Below are 19,467 nucleotides of genomic sequence, written 5' to 3'. Positions count from 1 at the left end.
GCGGCTAATTCTGCCAGAGAAAAGGAAAAGACAGCCTTACCCAAGAGCTGTATTGAAAAAAGCGGCGAAATATCCTTCACGCTCTAGAGATAAGAACGCCACTCGCTCTTAAGCGAGTGGCGTTAACATTTATGTGCGCTTTTTTTGCAATCGCTACAAATTACATCTTAAACAAAGCTTCTACCGATAAGCCCTGAGCGGAAATCATATCCCGTAAACGTTTCAATGCTTCTACTTGGATCTGTCTGACGCGCTCACGGGTAAGACCTATCTCAGTTCCCACATCTTCCAAGGTGGCGGGCTCATAACCCAACAAGCCGAAACGACGTGCTAATACTTCCCGCTGCTTAATATTCAGCTCATTAAGCCATTTCACCACAGACTTGGAGATATCCTCTTCCTGAACTTGAGCATCTGGGGTATAGCTATCATCATCGGGCAACACATCTAATAAAGCTTTCTCGTTGTCACCGCCAATGGGGGTATCTACTGAGGTGATTTTTTCGTTCAACTTCAACATGCGACTAACGTCAGCACTGGGCAAATCAAGTCTTTCAGCAATCTCTTCTGCTGTTGGTTCATGATCCAGCTTATGTGCCAACTCGCGGGCAGTACGCAGATAGACATTGAGTTCTTTTACTACATGGATCGGCAAACGAATGGTACGAGTTTGATTCATGATGGCCCGTTCAATGGTCTGACGGATCCACCAAGTTGCATAGGTAGAAAAACGGAAGCCACGTTCTGGATCGAACTTTTCAACTGCCCGTATCAATCCTAAGTTGCCTTCTTCAATAAGATCTAGCAGCGCCAAGCCACGATTGTTATAACGGCGGGCAATTTTAACAACTAATCTGAGATTGCTTTCAATCATTCGGTTACGCGATTTTTCGCAACCACGGAGAGCTTTACGTGAAAAGAAAACTTCCTCCTCGGCTGTTAACAAGGGGGAAAAACCGATTTCGCTTAGATACAACTGAGTGGCATCAAGGTTTTTCTGCAGGTCATCCTGCACTCGCTCAGCAAGAGCGTCAACCTGTTGCAAATCCATCTCAATTGAAAAATCTGCATCTTCTTGCACGGAAGCGTTGGTATTATTTCGGCTCATAATGTGCTCTCCCAAAAATTTCGACAACAATCTACATCTGGCGCTTTCCTCCAATGCCAAAGTGGCACCAAACCATCAACGTTTGGGTAAATAATTCAACGGGTCAACAGACTGACCATGGTAACGAATTTCAAAATGTAACATTACCCGATCAGTACCTGTGCTACCCATCTTGGCAATAGTTTGTCCTGCGGACACATTCTGTTGTTCCTTCACTAAGATCTTATCGGCGTGAGCGTATGCACTCAGATAATCATCACTATGCTTGATAATGACGAGATTCCCATATCCTCGCAAAGCATTACCCGCATATACAACCCGACCATCTGCTGCAGCTTTTATAATATCGCCGCGATTACCAGCAATCTTAATTCCTCTATTGCCTTGTTCTGTACTGGAAAAGGTTGCTATCAGGGCGCCATTAGCAGGCCATAACCACTGACTGACATTATCAGGTAAAACCACGCCTGAACTGTGGACAATTTCGTTAACAACCTGTTTACCAGTGGTTACAGAGTACGCAGAGTTTTGAGCGGAATCAAGTGTTTTTTGTACAGGAGATGGTACAGATTTAACCGCACCAGTTTTTTTATTATCTAATTGTTTTTCTTTAATTTTATTCTCTTGTTTTTTACTACTCTGTTTGGAGTAATTGCTCGATTTATGGAGGCGTTGAGATGAGGTTGTAGGTATCAGATATAGAACCTGTCCTGGGTATATGGTATAGGCTGCATCGAGCTGATTCAGTTTTGCCAGATCGCGGTAATCTTTATCTGCGGCCCAAGCAATGGAATAAAGGGTATCGCCTTTATTGACTTTGTAAGTTCTGGCGGAATTAAGGTATCCCTTATCAAAGATGGGCCGGGAGCCATTAACAGAATACACTGGAGCAGGACGATGGGATTGGAAACTACAGGCAGAAACCATCAGCAAGGTTGCGCACAGCAGCACGCATTGGCAAATCCAATGGGGCAGCAAACGAACAACCCTGTAATATGTTCCCTGAGACACGCCATTCCTCTCTGTTTGATGGCAACAGCTGTTCAGGCCAAAGCGCCACTGACCAAAGGCACAAATCTGACAGCTTCAATAACGCTAGAACTATATCGCTCCCCGTCCCTGACAATCCGCAGCAGTTGCTGGTTATTCTCGCCAACGGGTACCACCAGCACACCGCCATCTGCCAATTGCTGCAACAACGCCTCTGGGATTTCTGCTGCTGCGGCAGTAACCACAATAGCATCAAACGGGGCTCGATTTTCCCATCCCTGCCAACCGTCTCCATACTTGAATGACACATTGTGCAAATCTAGACGCTTGAGTCGTTGCCTCGCCTGGATTTGTAGGCTTTTGATCCGTTCTACGGTATATAACTGGGGCACCAGTTGCGCCAAAATTGCGGCCTGATAACCAGAGCCAGTACCAATTTCCAGTACCTTAGCCGGATTAACGGTCAGCACCAGTTCCGTCATGCGTCCCACGATATAAGGCTGCGAAATAGTTTGCCCGGAACCAATAGGTAACGCCGTGTTTTCATAAGCTTTGTGTGCCAAAGCACCATCGACAAACAGTTCCCTAGGCGTAGCGGCCAACGCCTGTAACACGCCAGGATGAGAGATCCCAGCCTCGCTGAGCTTACGGGTTAACTGTAATGCCGCTGATGCTGAAGCCACGCGACTCATAATTTCTCAATCCACTGTTGCAATTTTGATAACTGTCGATAAGCGGTCAGATCTACAGTTAACGGCGTAATAGACACATAACCCTGAGCCACCGCGTAAAAATCCGTATCATCACCAACATCAAGTTCAATTCCCGGAGGACCAAGCCAGAAGATCTCGCGACCATGTGGGTCGGTGGTACGAACCATATCTTCGGCTTTATGTCGGGTTCCTAACCGGGTCACGCGAATCCCTTGAATTTGATCCATGGGTAAGTCTGGCACATTGATATTAAGGATCTGATCAGATGCGATAGGATATCGCTTCAACCCTTCAATAATCTTCAACGTATAGGCGGCAGCCGTGCCATAGTGCGTTAATGCGCGCCCAGCCAAGGACACAGCAACCGCTGGTAACCCCAAAAAACGGCCTTCCATCGCCGCTGCAACCGTCCCTGAATATAGGGTATCGTCGCCCATATTGGCACCGGCGTTAATGCCTGATACCACCATGTCCGGCTCACCATCACAGAGTTCACGGATAGCCAGATGCACACAATCTGTTGGGGTGCCATTAACTGCAATGTAGCCGTTATCTAACTTATTAATCCTTAAAGGATTAGTCAAGGTTAATGAGTTACTTGCACCAGAACAGTTGCGATCGGGTGCCACCGTCAATACGTTTGCCAATTGCGACAGCGTCTCTGTCAGCACCTTAATCCCCGGCGCGGTCACGCCATCATCATTACTGACCAGAATTTTCATTGTCGCTTACCTGTCCTGTTGCGCTTCTCTTGCGGCCACGGCTTGTTGCCAACGAACGTCTGCTACATCGGTATAATCCAGCACTTCCCGGAGGACGGAGGTAGCGTAGGCGCCCGCAGGCAACACAAAACTCAACCGCAAACCTTCTGGAATTACCGCCCAGCTCATCGCTTGCGGACACAACATCAGTGGCCGCCGTTCCTGTGACAATCCGGCATGCTCCAGCGCATCAAGATCGGCCGCATAATCTGCCAATACGGCGGACTCAAAGAGCAACGCCTCGCCGGTCGCCAACGCTCGACCACGGCCCCACAAAGGCGCAGATAACTGAATATCCTGCGCGGCTAATCGGTTTTTAAGCACTTCGTCCCATTGCTCAGCAACAAAAAAGCTATTGCTACCCGCCAGCATGACACAATCACCCGGCAACAGCGTTCCCGGATATTGCTGTAATCTTGCCGCAACCACCGCGTTAAATAACATGGACCGTAACGCAGAGAGATATAAAGAGCGTTTGTTGCGATCCTTCACTTTTTTACCCGCTAACATCTCCCGGGCTTTGGCGATATTGCCACCATGATGGCCAAATCGCTGCTCACCAAAATAGTTGGGGACGCCCCGCTCTCGGATCTGTTCTAATCGCTGCTGCACCTCTTCAACATCGGTAACATCTCGCAGAATGAGCGTAAAGCGGTTACCTGTGAGCGCCCCTATCCGCAACTTTTTGCTGTGCCGCTGACTGGAGAGTATCTGCAGATTATCACTGTTTAACTGTTGCCAATCAGGTGTTTCCTTCCCGGGGATGCGCACACCAAACCACTGTTCAGTAACAGCGTTTTTGTCTTTTTGTCCGGCGAACGTCACCTCTTTGGGGTGCACACCCGCAAATTTTGCCAACAATTCCGCCACCGCTACAGTATTAAGACCACGCTTGCGGATATGTAACAGATGGTGTTCACCTTCGCCTGTCGGGGTAAATGGCAGTAATTCCTGTACCAGAAAGTCTTCGTTAACCGTACGCAAATTGCCACGACTAGCCGGTTTTCCATAAAGATAATGCAGTTCTACCACGCAACCTGCTCCTCACTATACGCCTGCAGTAACACCACTGCTTCGACCGCTATTCCTTCTTTTCGTCCAGCGAATCCAAGTTTCTCTGTCGTCGTTGCTTTCACGTTAACGGCATCTAACTCGGCCTGTAAGTCACTTGCCAAAACTTCGCGCATTGCCTGGACATGTGGTGCCATCTTCGGGGCTTGTGCAATGATAGTTACATCCAGATTACCTAAGGCATAACCACGCTGTTTCACCAACTCAAAACAGTGACGTAACAATACCCGGCTATCAGCCCCTTTAAACAGGGGATCGGTGTCGGGAAAGTGCTTGCCGATATCGCCCAGCGCCATCGCGCCCAGTAAGGCATCGGCCACCGCATGTAACACCACATCACCATCAGAATGCGCAATCAGCCCAATCTCGTGAGGCACAACAACGCCCCCGAGGATCAACGGTTGCTCGGCACCAAATTTATGGACATCAAACCCATGTCCGATACGTATTTTCATCAATGTCTCCAAGTGTGCTGCCCGCTTTACGAACGCTGCTGATGCTGCAGAAATAAAGCGGCCAACGGCAAATCTTCTGGATGTGTCACCTTAATGTTATCACTGCGTCCGGCCACCAAGCCCGGACGCACGCCAGCCCACTCCATTGCCGACGCTTCATCGGTTATCTGTACCCCTGCCGCAATTGCCTGTGACAAGTTATGTTGCAACAACTGTGCGGGAAATAATTGCGGGGTCAACGCATGCCACAAAGCATCACGGGATACGGTTTCACTGATACTGCCATCAACGGCCGCCCGTTTCATGGTGTCACGCACTGGTGCCGCCAGAATAGCGCCTTGCGGGAATTGTTGCCTTGATGCCAATAACTTATCGATATCGGCATGGGTGAGGCACGGTCTGGCAGCATCATGCACCAAGGCCCAGACATCAGGCTGAGACAGTTGTTTCAAGGCTGCCAGCACGGAATCCGCCCGTTGAGAACCGCCAACAACGGTTAATATTTTAGGATGACTAGCTTGTGGTAACTGGCTGAAATAGCGATCTTGTGGATGCAGCGCTACGACAACCTGAGATATCGCAGGATGATTGAGTAATAGCTGTAGTGTGTAACCGAGAATACAGCCATTCAGCAATGGCAGATACTGTTTGGGACAATCCGCGCCCATACGACTGCCAACACCAGCGGCGGGGACAATAGCAACCACGGTCTGAGACGCATGCGGCATACGGTCAACCGATAATTCAGATTGATTCATGGTGTCCTGCGTTAAATATTAAAGGAAAAGTGCTCTCAATTATTAGAAACGGTCATCGAACGCTGCTCACCGCCCACAACCCGATAAAAAGTTTCACCCTTTTTAATGAATCCCAGCTCATTTCGGGCCCGCTCTTCAATCGCTTCCTTACCGCTACGCAAATCAAGGATTTCCTCTTTCAATGCCTGGTTGCGGGCATCGAGTTCATTATTATTTTGTTGCTGTTCAGCAATCTGATGTTCTAGGTGGAAATATTCTGTGAGGCTATTATCACCCCACCACAACCGATACTGCATCAGACCAAGCAACAGGCATCCTAACAAGAGCAAAGGTTTCATAGGCAGCGGGTCACCATTTTAGGCAAAATGTTCTGCGACAGATAGTACAACAAAAAAGGCCACCAAGTGGCGGCCTTTTTACGTCTGATTGTATCCAACTTGCTAAAAAAGAGACTTACGCCTGCCCTTTGATTGCCGATAGACCGTGGTAAGGGGCCTTTTCACCCAACTGTTCTTCAATCCGTAGCAACTGGTTATATTTAGCAATACGATCTGAACGGCATAGCGAACCGGTTTTAATCTGCCCAGCCGCAGTACCAACCGCTAGATCGGCAATCGTGGCATCTTCGGTTTCACCGCTACGATGTGAAATAACAGCGGTATAGCCCGCATCTTTTGCCATACGGATAGCCGCTAGCGTTTCTGTCAGCGAACCAATCTGGTTGAATTTAATTAAAATTGAATTACCGATGCCTTGTTCGATACCACGCGCCAGAATTTTGGTATTGGTGACAAATAGATCGTCGCCGACCAACTGGATCTTATCACCGAGGATCTTAGTCAGATAAGCCCAGCCTTCCCAGTCAGATTCATCCAATCCATCTTCGATAGACACAATGGGGTACTGTTCCGTCAGTGACTTCAGAAAATCGGAGAACTGATGAGAGGTAAATACTTTACCTTCACCCGCAAGATCATATTTGCCGTCTTTGTAGAACTCAGATGCTGCACAATCTAGCGCTAGAGTCACGTCGGTTCCTAAGGCATAACCAGCAGCAGCGATGGCTTCTTTGATTACGGCTAACGCATCGGCATTAGATGCTAGGTTAGGCGCAAAACCCCCTTCGTCACCTACTGCCGTATTAAGCCCTTTGGCCTTCAACACTTTTTTCAGATTATGGAAAATCTCGGCGCCCATACGCAGCGCTTCGCGGAAATTCTTAGCACCGACTGGCTGAACCATAAACTCCTGAATATCGACGTTATTATCGGCATGTTCACCACCGTTAAGGATATTCATCATCGGCACTGGCATACTGTATTGCCCTGGAGTACCGTTCAATTCAGCAATATGTGCGTATAACGGTATTCCTTTAAATGCGGCGGCGGCCTTTGCTGCAGCCAGCGATACCGCCAAGATGGCATTGGCGCCGAGCTTATCTTTGTTTTCAGTGCCATCAAGTGCAATCATGATGCTATCAAGTTCAGCTTGAGCCGTAGCATCTTTGCCCACTAACGCGGCACTGATAGGACCATTGATATTAGCCACAGCGTGCAGTACGCCTTTGCCCAGATAGCGACTCTTGTCACCATCGCGTAGTTCCAGTGCTTCACGGCTGCCAGTAGAGGCGCCAGAAGGGGCCGCAGCCATACCGATAAATCCACCTTCTAGATGCACTTCAGCTTCTACAGTGGGGTTACCGCGCGAATCCATGATTTCGCGGCCAAAGACTTTCACGATCTTAGCCATAATATCCTCAGTTCAAAGATAAAATTAAAAGAAAAACCCGTACCCATATAGCATCCCCATGACATGGGTACAGGGTTCTTGAGAGTGCAACGATGCCCCATCATACGACATTATCCAAGCGTTGATGAACCACTGCCGACATTAATCAAAAAGCCGGTACAAAAATGAATGCACCGGCTTCTTGCCGTATTAGCCTAACTTACTCTTCTGATATGCGCTGGCGGCAGATACAAACCCTTCAAACAGTGGATGCCCATCGCGCGGTGTAGAAGTAAATTCCGGGTGAAACTGACCGGCGACAAACCAAGGATGATCCGGCAGTTCAATCATCTCGACCAACTTGCGGTCAGAAGACAAGCCACTGAACACCAACCCAGCCTGCTCCAGTTTCGGCACAAAGGTGTTATTAACTTCGTAACGATGGCGATGGCGTTCAACACAGGTTTCGTGACCATATGCGGCGGCGGCTTTGGTGCCTGGCAACAAATGGCATAGCTGTGCACCTAAGCGCATGGTGCCACCAAGATCTGAGGCTTCATCACGGTGTTCTACGTGCCCCGCTTCATCAATCCATTCAGTGATCAAACCCACTACAGGATAAGGGGTTTCCGGATTAAACTCAGTAGAGTGCGCACCGTCCATGCCCGCCACATGACGGGCAAACTCGATCAGCGCCACCTGCAGTCCCAAACAAATACCGAAATAAGGCAATTTATGTTCACGGGCATATTGTGCCGCCATAATTTTGCCTTCGATGCCACGAGAACCGAAGCCGCCAGGCACCAGAATACCGTCAAGGCCGTCGAGCACTTCTACGCCTTTAGCTTCAACAGTCTGAGAGTCAATATATTTGATATGCACTGAAACACGCGTTTTAATGCCGGCATGTTTCAACGCTTCGTTAACCGATTTGTAGGCATCAGGCAGTTCGGTATATTTACCGACCATGCCGATAGTGACTTCACCATTGGGATTGGCTTCTTGGTAAATCACATTTTCCCATTCAGACAGATCCGCTTCCGGACATTGCAAGCCAAAACGTTTAACAACGAGTTCATCCAGCCCTTGAGAGCGCAGTAACGCCGGAATCTTGTAGATGGAATCGACATCGCGCAAGGAGATAACGGCTTTTTCTTCGACGTTACAAAACAGTGAGATTTTCGCCCGTTCAGTGGCGGGAATTGCCCGGTCACCACGACACACCAGAATATCTGGTGCAATCCCAATAGAGCGCAGTTCTTTCACAGAATGTTGGGTGGGTTTAGTTTTCACTTCCTGCGCGGGGCCGATAAACGGCACCAAAGTCAGGTGCATGAACATGCTGCGCTCACGGCCCAGTTCAACCCCTAACTGACGAATAGACTCGAGAAATGGCAGGGACTCAATATCACCGACGGTACCACCAATTTCAACGATGGCAACATCATGGCCTTCACCGCCTTCTAGCACTTTTTCCTTGATGGCATTGGTGATGTGCGGGATCACCTGAATGGTGGCTCCGAGATAATCACCACGGCGCTCCTTGCGCAGCACCTCTTCATAGATACGGCCAGTCGTGAAGTTGTTGCGCCGCCCCATTTTAGTACGAATGAAACGTTCGTAATGACCTAGGTCGAGGTCAGTTTCAGCACCGTCTTCAGTGACAAACACTTCGCCATGCTGGATTGGGCTCATAGTGCCCGGATCAACGTTGATATAAGGATCCAGCTTCATGATGGTCACATTGAGGCCCCGTGCCTCCAATATTGCGGCTAATGATGCTGCCGCAATGCCTTTGCCTAGTGATGAAACCACACCACCGGTTACGAAGATATACCTTGTAGTCATTGCTGAACCTGAGAAAAAGAGTAAGAATTCAACGCTCGGGATTAAGCGCTGGGATGGGGCGACAGTATATCAAAGGCAGCCTGATTTACCAAACCGCTAGAGGTAGAAATTTGCCTGATTATGAGATTAATTGAAGTGGACTCAGTGCCGTTCTTGCTGTTTCACCTGTTCCCAAAACTGATCCAACGAGGTCAAAGTATGCTCCTCAAAGGCTTTGCCGGACGCTTGCACACATTGTTCTACGCCGCGGAAACGCCGTTCAAACTTATGGTTGGCCTGCCGCAAGGCTTCTTCTGGATTTACGCCCAGATGGCGTGCCAGATTAACCGTTGCAAATAGCAAATCGCCCATTTCTTCTTGTAATCTTGCCGGATTTTGCGGTGATAACTGGGCCTCTTCCAACACCTCGGCCAACTCTTCCTGTACTTTACCAACAACAGGTGGCAGTTCGCCCCAGTCAAAGCCCACTCGCGCAACTCGCTTTTGGATTTTCGCCGCACGTGTTAATGCCGGTAGTGCATTAGGAATATCATCCAAAATGGAATGCAACTGCCGCGCTTGCCGTTCGCCTGCTTTGAGGTTTTCCCAATTTTCGTGCAGATCCTCAATCGCCGCATTGGCAAACACATGGGGATGTCTCTGCAGCAATTTGTCGCAGATCCGTTCAACCACAGTCGAGAAATCAAACTGCTGTTGCTCTTTGCCCAATTGTGCATAAAACACTATCTGGAACAACAAGTCGCCCAATTCGCTGGGCAGTTCCTGCCAATCTTCACGTTCAATGGCATCAGCGACTTCATAGGCTTCCTCCAACGTGAACGGAATAATAGAGGTAAAGGTTTGAGCCTTGTCCCAGGGACAACCGCGCTCGGGATCGCGCAGTTGCGCCATAATTTCTAGCAGGCGTTCAATATCAGGCTTACTCACAACTGTTACTACCTCAAATTTATGTCATCATCTTACTAACACTTACAGACGACGCGCTTCCAATACACCATCGACTTGATTGAGTTTTGAAATCACCCGCGACAATCCTTCGACATTGTAGAGTTCCATTTCCAATTCAATGGTGGCGGTTTGGGTTTTCACATCCGATGACGTATTCATGGCCAGCACATTGGACTTTTCAGCGGCCAACACTGATGTCAGGTCACGCAGTAGCCCGGTACGATCATTAGCCAAAACCCGCAGCCGCACCTTGTAACCGCCAGAGTAATTCTCACCCCATACGACATCGACCACTCGCTCAGGGTGTGCCCGCATCAGTTCTTTTACCTGCTCACAGTCAGCTCGATGCACCGAGATACCGCGGCCTTTGGTAATGAAACCAAAAATCTCATCCCCCGGCACTGGTTGGCAGCAACGCGCCAGATGGCTCATCAGATTACCGACGCCATTAACTTCAATTCGGTCTTTACCGCCAGCAGCAACTTTCTGGCCGCCTTTTTTGACCAAATCTTCGATGGCATCCTCGGCCGAGGGCACCTCTTGCCGGAACTGCCCCTGAATATAGTTTACGACCTGATTCAGCCGGACATCACCGCCGCCAATCGCCGCCAGTAAATCATCCATATTGCCCAGATTAAAACGCTCAACGGCGACATGGGCATCTTTGAGACCGAGTCCAATACGCGCCAGCTCCGCTTCCAACATTTCGCGGCCAGCGGCCAGATTTTTATCACGATCTTGTTGCTTCAACCAGTGCAAAATTTTACTTCTGGCGCGCGACGTCTTGATATAGCCAAGGTTGGGATTGAGCCAGTCACGTTTAGGATTAGGCGTTTTTGAGGTGATAATCTCTACCCGTTCACCCGTCTGAACCTGATAGGTAAATGGCACGATACGGCCATCGACTTTGGCACCAATGCAGCGATGGCCAATTTGCGAGTGGATATAATAAGCAAAGTCGAGCACCGTTGAACCACCGGGCAAATCCACCACTTCACCAGTGGGCGTAAACACGTACACTCGGTCTTCAAATACCTGAGAACGGATCTCTTCAACGAGGTTGCCACTTTCCGCCACATCTTCCTGCCACTGCAGGATCTTACGCAGCCAGTTGATTTTTTCCTCGTAACCGGTCTGCTTACCGGCTGTGCCTTCTTTATATTTCCAGTGAGCGGCCACCCCCAGTTCAGCATCTTCGTGCATCTGCTGAGTGCGGATCTGGATCTCCACAGTTTTACCTTCGGGGCCTACAACCACAGTGTGAATTGACTGATAACCGTTAGGTTTTGGGTTGGCAATGTAATCGTCAAATTCACGTGGAATGTGATGCCACAGGGTATGCACCACACCGAGCGCACCATAACAGTCCTGTAATCGTTCGGTGACGACCCGTACGGCACGCACATCAAACAATTCATCAAATTTCAGATGCTTTCCACGCATTTTGCGCCAGATAGAATAGATATGTTTCGGCCGGCCATAGACTTTGGCGCGGATCTGTTCTGCATCCAGTTTCTGCTGTAACTGCTCAACAAAATTATCAATATAGACTTCGCGGTCTAACCGCTTACCATCGAGCTGCCGAGCAATCTCTTTGTAGGTATCGGGATGCAGATAACGAAACGATAGATCTTCCAGTTCCCATTTCAGTTGACCTATCCCTAAGCGATTCGCCAATGGTGCATAGATATCAGCGATCTCTCGCGCCAGCAGCACCCGCGTTTCTTCGTCTTCGCCTTTCACCTGCCGCAGCAAATACACGCGTTCAGCTAGCTTGATCACCACCGCCCGTACGTCTTCGACCATGGCCAGCAGCATTTTGCGGATGTTATCGATCTGCGATTCCGCAGTCCGGCTGTCATGGTTAAGTTGCAGATAGCCGATGGCATCCATGGTTTTTACACTGCGAACCAACGCTGCCAGTGCCGCAGAGCAATGCTCTTGCAAATAGAGGTCATCGAGTAAACCAGTCTCAAAGTAGACAAACAGCACAGATGCCAACAAGGTATCAATATCCATATTCAGCGGTGCCAGGATCTCTATTAGCTCCCGCGACTTGGCCTGCAGCTCGGCTAACGGAATACGGCACTTACCGAGTGGTAAACTCTCTAGCTGCTGGAATAACACCAGCAGTTTTTGAGCATCCTCGGGCTGAGCGACATGGCGTTTAACCCAATCGTCCAACGTAAAGTCCGGATCCTGAAAATGCGCTTCGCGAACAGATACCATCTTTGCTTCCTTTTGTTGGTCTGACAAACAGACGCGTCAAGACTCTCTATCTTGGGTATTGCTTCCAGGAAGTCAAATCCCTTATGCCGCTTTTGGGCAAACTCGCTGTAAAGTTGCTGTTTATTTGTGCGTAAACAAAGCGATAGCTTCCATGTGATGAGTCTGCGGGAACATGTCCAACAGTGCCAATTTGCTCAATTGATACCCTTGAGCCACCAGCTTTGCACTATCACGTGCTAAATTGGCCGGATTACAGGACACATAAACCAACGAACGCGGAGCCAACAACGGAAGTTGTGACAGCAGTTCCCAAGCCCCCGCACGACTAGGATCCAACAGCAACTTATCCACCTGCTGTAACCATGGTTGACCGCTCAGGTCACCGTTGAGATCGGCACAGAAAAATTCACAGTTGTCCATCCCTGCGGCCACAGCGTTACTGCGGGCTTGCTGCACTAATTGTTGTACGCCCTCAACGCCAGTAACACGGGCTCCCGATGTTGCCAGTGGCAGGCTGAAATTTCCCATACCACAAAACAGATCCAGAATGAGTTCGTCAGCTTTAGGGTCTAGCCATTCCAGGGCTTTAGCTAGCATCAAGCGATTGACAGCGCCATTGACCTGAATGAAGTTACCAGGGTTAAAGTGCAACGTCAGCGAAGAATTTTGCTGTGTAAATTGATAGAAAGGCTGGGTGCCGCGAAGATACTCATATTCATCTTCAGCACTTTGTAATACGAGCTGACAGTCAAGATTTTCAGCCAATGTTAGTAAGCGCTGCCGGTCTTTATCTGACAAGGCTTTGGTAATACGCAACACCACCAGCACGCCGCTATCGGCAGCGATTAATTCGACATGGCCTAGGCTGGCAACACTCTGCAACTGCGCCAGTGCTGCAGCCAACGGTTTTATCAGTGCAGATAATGCTGGCAGCAACACCGGACATTCTGTTATCGCAACCACTTTAGTGCTTTCTTTAGCGCGAAAGCCCAAGAAAAAGCGCTTGTTGGCTTTATCATACCAAGTAGCCAAGCGCGCCTTGCGCCGATATGCAAGCGGAGCGTCACTTAACACCTCGATCGGCGGTAACTCATCGATACTGGAGAATTTACTGAACAGTTCTCGTAGCACCTGTTGCTTGTATTGACGCTGCTCCGCTATCTGCAAGTGCTGCAAATCACAGCCACCGCAACTGCCATAATAAGCGCATACGGGTTCACATCTATGTGTAGATGCTTGCTGTAATTTAAGCAGTTGCGCCCTAGCATATTGTTTCTTATCTTCAGTCAGTTTTACGTCAGCAGTTTCGCCCGGTAATAGTCCCGGAACAAATAGTACTTTACCGTTAAACTGTGCAACCCCAGCACCCAAGTGATCCAACGTATTGGCCGTCACTTGGATCTTTTGCTGATTCATTACCGATGTTTTTGGTTTTGCTTTAAAAAATTGTGCCATGCAGCTCTCTTGGGCAATAAAAATACTGGTAAAAGTGACGCCAACTCTGGCAGTCTAGTATCGTTTAACTCTATTGTGGAATAGCCTTTGTCGATGAACAACACCAACTACATGACCAAATACAGCCTGCGCTCATGGGTGCTGGTGCTGGCGTTGGCACCGACAATTCTGGTGGGTATTCTGCTAGGCGCCTATTTTACCATAAATCGCTTTTATGAACTGGAAGATACGCTGCGGGATCAAGGTAGCAATATCATTGAGCCGTTGGCGATTGCGGGTGAAGCAAGTCTGATGAGCAATAACCGCGAAGCCGCAAAAAGATTGCTCGCCGCAGCACAATTGAACAAATCCACATTGGTGAAATCCATCGCCATCTTTGACGCTGATAACCAGCTGTTCGTGACATCCCATTATCATAAAGATTTTGAGCTGATGCGTTATCAGCAGGATATCGCCAGTCTGAATCAAACACAGTTTGAACAGGTCGGTGACAGCCTAATTGTGCGTACGCCCATCTATGCGACCGGGAATCTTCTGACACTGGATGATGTACCAGGGGTAGCCCAAGCCGACAAACCTGTCGGCTATGTAGCGATGTTGCTGAATAAAGAACGGGCGCTGTTAGAACAACATCGGGCAGCGTTAGCGGCTTTCATCATAGTGCTAATTGGGGTACAGCTGAACTTGTTGTTCACTTTCCGTTTGGTGAAAAATGTCACCCAGCCTATCACCGAAATGGTACGGGTAGTGGCCAAAATTCGTGAAGGTAAACTCGATACCCGTGTCAATGGCAACCTCATCGGCGAACTCGATTTGCTGAAACGTGGCATCAATGCCATGGCGAGTTCATTGTCGGAATACCATGATGAGATGCAGCAGAATATCGATCAAGCCACCTCTGACTTACGAGAGACACTGGAACAGATTGAGATCCAGAACGTTGAACTCGACATGGCCAAAAAACGGGCACAGGAGGCGAGTCGGATTAAGTCTGAGTTTCTTGCCAACATGTCCCATGAATTGCGCACCCCATTGAATGGTGTCATAGGTTTCGCTCGTCAGTTATTAAAAACCCCTTTGCATGCCAGCCAGTTGGATTACATCCGTACCATCGAACGTAGCGCCAGTAATTTGCTCAGTATTATCAACGATATTCTTGATTTTTCTAAACTGGAAGCGGGCAAAATGGTACTGGAAAACATGCCATTTTCATTACGTGAAAACCTTGATGAAACCGTAATGCTATTGTCAGCCCAGGCACACGATAAACAACTGGAACTGGTAGTTGATGTGATGCCAGATGTACCTGATGCTGTCAGCGGCGATGCAATACGCGTCAGCCAGATCATCACCAATCTTGTCGGCAATGCCATCAAATTCACCGACAAAGGCAGTGTGTTACTAAAGGTGGATGTCAACGGGCTACAGGAAGACCAAGTCGAGCTGCATTGTGAAGTTTCTGACACCGGTATTGGTATCGAAGAAGAACAGCAACAACTGCTATTTCAGGCATTCGGCCAGGCGGACTCGTCTATTTCCAGACGCTTTGGCGGCACTGGCCTTGGACTTATCATTACCAAACGCCTGATCAACCAAATGGGCGGACAGATAGGCTTCACTTCGCGGCTAGGGAAAGGCTCGACCTTCTGGTTTACCCTACCCTTGGCGCAAAGCCCCTATCCATTGGGGGATCACCTACCGTTGCAGCAACTTTCGGGGAAACGCACACTGCTGTTTGAAACAAAATCCCTGTCGGCAGCCGTATTGCAAAGGCGACTGCAATACTGGCAAATGCGGGTTGAAACCGTCAGCAGCACCGCCGCCCTTAATGCCTTGCTAGCGGGAAACCCTTCTTATGATTTTATGCTGTTATCCTGCCACGACTATGATGATATTCCCGCATTAAGCAAAACATTAAATGCAGCGCGTCGCTGTACCCAAGTACTGATAGCGCTCACTGATAGTCATGATCAGCAATTGCTGAATAATGTTATCCGGCCACAGACCGATTTGGTGCTGACCAATCCGGTCGGAGAATACACACTTGCGAGGAATATGCTGGAGTTGCAGATAGCCCCAGCACCGGTGATTATTGCACCACCCGCACAGCCAACCGCACCTAAGCTTACCATGACGGTACTGGCGGTGGATGACAATCCGGCAAATCTAAAATTGATTGATACCTTGTTGCGTGAACTGGTGAGCGACGTCCACACTGCAACGAATGGCGAACAGGCAATAACACAGGCCAAAGCTACTGCATTCGATCTGATTTTTATGGATATTCAAATGCCAGGTACGGATGGCATCAAAGCCACCGCAGCCATTCGTGCCGACAGTCTTAATCGTAATACCCCTATCATCGCAGTGACAGCGCACGCAATTAATGAAGAACGCGAACGCATACTTAACAGCGGTATGGACGGTTATCTGCCTAAGCCCATTGACGAAATCGCACTAAAAGCCATATTAAACCGTTGGCATCATGGGATTGAAGTTGAACGGCACGATCCACGCATCGTCAATTGGGAACTGTGTCTAGCACAAGCCAACAACAAAGCCTCGCTGGCGCAGGAGATGTTGCAGATGCTGGTTAATTCGATTCCAGAAACCCAGGAAAACATTGAAACTGCATTAAAGCAGCAACAATTACCGCAATTATTGGCGGTTATCCATAAACTTCACGGTGCTTGCTGCTACTCTGGGGTGCCGACATTACAGCAGTTATGCCAGATAATAGAATCGGCCTTAAAAACCGGCGCACAACTGCTCGATGTCGAGCCGGAAATTCTGGAGTTGCTTGATGAACTGGCTAAGGTAGAATCAGCGGCCCAAAAGTTACTCTCCTCATTCGTAACGGACTGAACCCATGAATGTAAAAGCGGGATTTTTTAAACGGCTTAAAGCACTAAGCCTGCCGCAGAAAAAACTGTTTGCCGTAGCACTGTGTCAACGCATGCTACCTAACTATCAGCTGTTTGCTGAAGTGTGTCATTTTGGAAATCCGGCAGTTTTGGAAACCTTACTGCAACTGTTGTGGCAGTCGCTTTATGACAACAAACTCAAACTGAATATTGAATTGCAGTTAGCCAAGCTGGAAGAAAATACCCCAGAGCCGGAGAATTTTGACGTTTATGGTGTCTATCCAGCACTGGACGCAGTGGTCGCACTGTCCTCTTTACTCGGCGCATTGGAGAGCAAAGTCGAAGATGACATTATCAATATTTCCAAACTATCTTCAGCCACCGTCGCCAATTACATTGAAGCCATTGCGCCTGACGAGATGACAGAACAACAACTGGAAGATTTTGTGTTCGATCATGAGGTGATGCAAGAAGAGCGGCAACTGCAGGAATCGCTATTGACCATCGTTGAAGAACAACCGCAGCCAGATGCAGTATTTATTAAAGAGTTGCGTAAAGAGATTGTTGCTAACGGGGTATCTAATATTGGTATTTCACTGAACTGACGGGGCAGACTTTTCCCTACGATACGCCATTAGCCATACACTAAATGTAATAAGGCCGGGATTCCCGGCCTTTTCACCGCTTAGGCCCCAACAACTCAGGCATTCAACAACTCGCGCGCATTGGCGAGCGTATTGTCAGTAATAATATCACCACCCAGTAACCGCGCCAGCTCCTGTACTCTCTGCTCACGATTTAATGACACCATAGAAGTCTCAGTCATGCCACCTTTACTCTGTTTGGCGACATACATATGTTGATGACCATTACCAGCGACCTGGGGCAGGTGAGTCACACATAAAACCTGAGTCGATTCCCCCAACGAACGCAGCATGCGGCCCACAACCGCGGCGGTGGGTCCAGAAATCCCTACATCCACTTCATCAAAGATCAGTGTTGGTGTTGCCACTTTGCGCGCAGTAATCACCTGGATCCCTAAACCGATGCGCGACAGCTCACCACCAGAAGCAACTTTAGCCATGCTCTCCAAGGGTTGTCCCGGGTTGGTGCTGACTCGGAACTCCACATCATCACAGCCATGCAGCGACATCTGTTGTTCGTTAAATTGCACGGACACCACAAACTTGGCTTTTGGCATATTCAGCTCGCGCACTGAATCAGTGACTAATTTTTCCAACTCTTTGGCATAACGCAGCCGACTTTGGCTTAATTTCTGGGCCTGCACAAAGTAGTTTTCTCGACTCGCGGCTAACTGCAGTTCCACTTCCTCCAGTCTTGACTCATCGGCATCCAGAGTGCTCAATTCCGCCAACAATGACTGATGATGCTGGTATAACTCTACAGGCGGCACATGGTGTTTGCGGCTCAATTGCATCGCTTTTGATAATCGTGCTTCAATCTGAGCAAAAACCTCAGGATCCATCTCCAACCGTTCTAGGTAACGCTGCAACTCACTGCCACTCTCTTGCACTTGGATCAGTGCTTCATTCAACATGTGACCAACCGATGCTAACTTCGGATCAAAGCCTTCCAGTTCTGCCGCAATATGTACCGCTTTATTCAGCAATGACTCGATATTCATCTCGTCACCTTCACTGAGCAGGTAAATCCCCTGCTGGCAGGCTTCCATCAACGCTGTACCATTAGCCAGCTTTTTATGCTCTTGCTCCAGCTCAGCAAATTCCTGTTCCCCTAGGCCGAACTCGTTGAGTTCCTCCACTTGATAACTCAGCAGTTGTTTGCGAGATATCCGCTCTTGCTGCGAACGTTGTAACTCTTGTAGTTGTTGTTCGGTATGACGAAAACGCTGATAGGCACTGTTGACGGCATCCAGCAATAACCGGTGATTGGCATAGCTATCCAACAGCAATAACTGTTGCTCACTCTTCAGCAAAGCGTGGTGAGCGTGCTGCCCATGAATACCCACCAGTAATGGCCCCAAGGCCTTAAGCTGAGCCAAGGGGACAGGATTACCGTTGATATACGCGCGTGAGCGGCCATCATTGCCAATGGTCCGGCGCAGGATACATTCGTCTTCCAGCTCCAGATCATTATCTTCCAGCCAGCGTTTAGCCTGCGGTACATCGGTTAGCGAAAAACGGGCACTGACTTCGGCTTTGTCGGCACCGGGCCGCACGCTGCTGGCATCAGCCCGGTTACCCAAACATAGCCCCAACGCGTCGATGGCGATTGATTTACCGGCACCAGTTTCACCGGTAATGCTGGTCATGCCAGCGCGAAAATCCAGTTCCAAAAAACGCACAATGGCAAAATTGTTGATGCTGAGTTGGCAAAGCATAAAATATCCCCAAAGCACTGTATTAATGAACAGTATATACTGATTTTTTATACAGTAAATAGCCGCACATTATTTATGCTGGTCTAGGAAGTTCAGTGAATATTACAGTCGACTCACTATCACGCTATCAAACTGTTCAAGCAATCCGCTATTATGGGGCTCTGTCTTAGCGCCTAG

16 protein-coding genes are annotated in these 19,467 nt (G+C 48.8%); 2 read left to right on the top strand and 14 right to left on the bottom strand.

What is annotated here, in order from left to right; genetic code table 11:
- Nucleotides 1-160 precede the first annotated feature (160 nt).
- The 13 genes from rpoS to rlmD form a co-directional block, all read right to left on the bottom strand.
- On the bottom strand, nucleotides 161-1,108 hold the full coding sequence (rpoS, locus tag IE064_RS16780) for an RNA polymerase sigma factor RpoS (protein ID WP_189618845.1): 948 nt from the start codon (nucleotides 1,106-1,108) through the stop codon (nucleotides 161-163).
- A 75-nt stretch (nucleotides 1,109-1,183) separates the two neighbouring features.
- Nucleotides 1,184-2,035: a peptidoglycan DD-metalloendopeptidase family protein gene (locus tag IE064_RS16775; protein ID WP_189618848.1), complete on the bottom strand. Its 852-nt coding sequence runs from the start codon at nucleotides 2,033-2,035 to the stop codon at nucleotides 1,184-1,186.
- A gap of 116 nt (nucleotides 2,036-2,151) precedes the next feature.
- On the bottom strand, nucleotides 2,152-2,790 hold the full coding sequence (locus IE064_RS16770) for a protein-L-isoaspartate(D-aspartate) O-methyltransferase (RefSeq protein ID WP_189618844.1): 639 nt from the start codon (nucleotides 2,788-2,790) through the stop codon (nucleotides 2,152-2,154).
- Complete coding sequence (gene surE, locus IE064_RS16765) at nucleotides 2,787-3,533, bottom strand: 5'/3'-nucleotidase SurE (RefSeq protein WP_189618843.1); 747 nt, start codon at nucleotides 3,531-3,533, stop codon at nucleotides 2,787-2,789. Before surE ends, IE064_RS16770 begins: the two co-directional genes overlap by 4 nt.
- Nucleotides 3,534-3,539: 6 nt before the next feature.
- The gene (truD, locus tag IE064_RS16760) at nucleotides 3,540-4,604 is read right to left on the bottom strand and encodes a tRNA pseudouridine(13) synthase TruD (protein ID WP_189618842.1); all 1,065 of its coding nucleotides are present in this window, start codon (nucleotides 4,602-4,604) and stop codon (nucleotides 3,540-3,542) included.
- Nucleotides 4,598-5,098, bottom strand: a complete 501-nt coding sequence (gene ispF / locus IE064_RS16755) for a 2-C-methyl-D-erythritol 2,4-cyclodiphosphate synthase (protein ID WP_189618841.1) — start codon at nucleotides 5,096-5,098, stop codon at nucleotides 4,598-4,600. Before ispF ends, truD begins: the two co-directional genes overlap by 7 nt.
- 26 nt (nucleotides 5,099-5,124) lie before the next feature.
- Nucleotides 5,125-5,856 (bottom strand): 2-C-methyl-D-erythritol 4-phosphate cytidylyltransferase, encoded by a 732-nt coding sequence (gene ispD / locus IE064_RS16750; RefSeq protein ID WP_229800119.1) that lies wholly within the window; start codon nucleotides 5,854-5,856, stop codon nucleotides 5,125-5,127.
- A gap of 35 nt (nucleotides 5,857-5,891) precedes the next feature.
- Entirely contained in the window at nucleotides 5,892-6,194 is a 303-nt protein-coding gene (gene ftsB / locus IE064_RS16745) for a cell division protein FtsB (RefSeq protein ID WP_133038155.1), read from the bottom strand.
- A 115-nt stretch (nucleotides 6,195-6,309) separates the two neighbouring features.
- On the bottom strand, nucleotides 6,310-7,605 hold the full coding sequence (gene eno / locus IE064_RS16740) for a phosphopyruvate hydratase (RefSeq protein WP_189618840.1): 1,296 nt from the start codon (nucleotides 7,603-7,605) through the stop codon (nucleotides 6,310-6,312).
- A gap of 189 nt (nucleotides 7,606-7,794) precedes the next feature.
- Nucleotides 7,795-9,432 carry a CTP synthase gene (pyrG, locus tag IE064_RS16735; protein WP_189618839.1) on the bottom strand — a complete coding sequence of 546 codons (1,638 nt, stop codon included), beginning with the start codon at nucleotides 9,430-9,432 and terminating at the stop codon, nucleotides 7,795-7,797.
- 141 nt (nucleotides 9,433-9,573) lie between these two features.
- A complete protein-coding gene (mazG, locus tag IE064_RS16730; protein ID WP_268244787.1) occupies nucleotides 9,574-10,359 on the bottom strand; it encodes a nucleoside triphosphate pyrophosphohydrolase in 786 nt (261 codons plus the stop codon).
- Between the two features lie 42 nt (nucleotides 10,360-10,401).
- Nucleotides 10,402-12,609 carry a GTP diphosphokinase gene (gene relA / locus IE064_RS16725; protein WP_189618838.1) on the bottom strand — a complete coding sequence of 736 codons (2,208 nt, stop codon included), beginning with the start codon at nucleotides 12,607-12,609 and terminating at the stop codon, nucleotides 10,402-10,404.
- 120 nt (nucleotides 12,610-12,729) lie between these two features.
- Nucleotides 12,730-14,064: a 23S rRNA (uracil(1939)-C(5))-methyltransferase RlmD gene (gene rlmD / locus IE064_RS16720; RefSeq protein ID WP_189618837.1), complete on the bottom strand. Its 1,335-nt coding sequence runs from the start codon at nucleotides 14,062-14,064 to the stop codon at nucleotides 12,730-12,732.
- A 93-nt stretch (nucleotides 14,065-14,157) separates the two neighbouring features.
- Between rlmD and barA the strand changes: the two genes are divergently transcribed.
- Both barA and IE064_RS16710 read left to right on the top strand, forming a co-directional pair.
- Nucleotides 14,158-16,929: a two-component sensor histidine kinase BarA gene (gene barA, locus IE064_RS16715; protein ID WP_189618836.1), complete on the top strand. Its 2,772-nt coding sequence runs from the start codon at nucleotides 14,158-14,160 to the stop codon at nucleotides 16,927-16,929.
- A 4-nt stretch (nucleotides 16,930-16,933) separates the two neighbouring features.
- On the top strand, nucleotides 16,934-17,533 hold the full coding sequence (locus tag IE064_RS16710) for a YjaG family protein (RefSeq protein ID WP_133038149.1): 600 nt from the start codon (nucleotides 16,934-16,936) through the stop codon (nucleotides 17,531-17,533).
- Nucleotides 17,534-17,628: 95 nt separating this feature from the next.
- Here the strand turns inward: IE064_RS16710 and recN are convergent, their stop codons facing one another.
- Complete coding sequence (recN, locus tag IE064_RS16705; protein ID WP_189618835.1) at nucleotides 17,629-19,290, bottom strand: DNA repair protein RecN; 1,662 nt, start codon at nucleotides 19,288-19,290, stop codon at nucleotides 17,629-17,631.
- Nucleotides 19,291-19,467: the final 177 nt, after the last annotated feature.

The organism is Shewanella fodinae (assembly GCF_014651955.1).
Lineage (GTDB): Bacteria > Pseudomonadota > Gammaproteobacteria > Enterobacterales > Shewanellaceae > Shewanella > Shewanella fodinae.
Note: the sequence above shows the minus strand (reverse complement) of the source record. Positions and strands in the feature narration are given on the sequence as shown.

Bases quoted from the DNA above. Each gene is read 5' to 3' on its own strand.
- rpoS (WP_189618845.1), bottom strand. From the start codon at position 1,108: ATGAGCCGAAATAATACCAACGCTTCCGTGCAAGAAGATGCAGATTTT.
- IE064_RS16775 (WP_189618848.1), bottom strand. From the start codon at position 2,035: ATGGTTTCTGCCTGTAGTTTCCAATCCCATCGTCCTGCTCCAGTGTAT.
- IE064_RS16770 (WP_189618844.1), bottom strand. From the start codon at position 2,790: ATGAGTCGCGTGGCTTCAGCATCAGCGGCATTACAGTTAACCCGTAAG.
- surE (WP_189618843.1), bottom strand. From the start codon at position 3,533: ATGAAAATTCTGGTCAGTAATGATGATGGCGTGACCGCGCCGGGGATT.
- ispF (WP_189618841.1), bottom strand. From the start codon at position 5,098: ATGAAAATACGTATCGGACATGGGTTTGATGTCCATAAATTTGGTGCC.
- ispD (WP_229800119.1), bottom strand. From the start codon at position 5,856: ATGAATCAATCTGAATTATCGGTTGACCGTATGCCGCATGCGTCTCAG.
- ftsB (WP_133038155.1), bottom strand. From the start codon at position 6,194: ATGAAACCTTTGCTCTTGTTAGGATGCCTGTTGCTTGGTCTGATGCAG.
- eno (WP_189618840.1), bottom strand. From the start codon at position 7,605: ATGGCTAAGATCGTGAAAGTCTTTGGCCGCGAAATCATGGATTCGCGC.
- pyrG (WP_189618839.1), bottom strand. From the start codon at position 9,432: ATGACTACAAGGTATATCTTCGTAACCGGTGGTGTGGTTTCATCACTA.
- relA (WP_189618838.1), bottom strand. From the start codon at position 12,609: ATGGTATCTGTTCGCGAAGCGCATTTTCAGGATCCGGACTTTACGTTG.
- rlmD (WP_189618837.1), bottom strand. From the start codon at position 14,064: ATGGCACAATTTTTTAAAGCAAAACCAAAAACATCGGTAATGAATCAG.
- barA (WP_189618836.1), top strand. From the start codon at position 14,158: ATGAACAACACCAACTACATGACCAAATACAGCCTGCGCTCATGGGTG.
- IE064_RS16710 (WP_133038149.1), top strand. From the start codon at position 16,934: ATGAATGTAAAAGCGGGATTTTTTAAACGGCTTAAAGCACTAAGCCTG.
- recN (WP_189618835.1), bottom strand. From the start codon at position 19,290: ATGCTTTGCCAACTCAGCATCAACAATTTTGCCATTGTGCGTTTTTTG.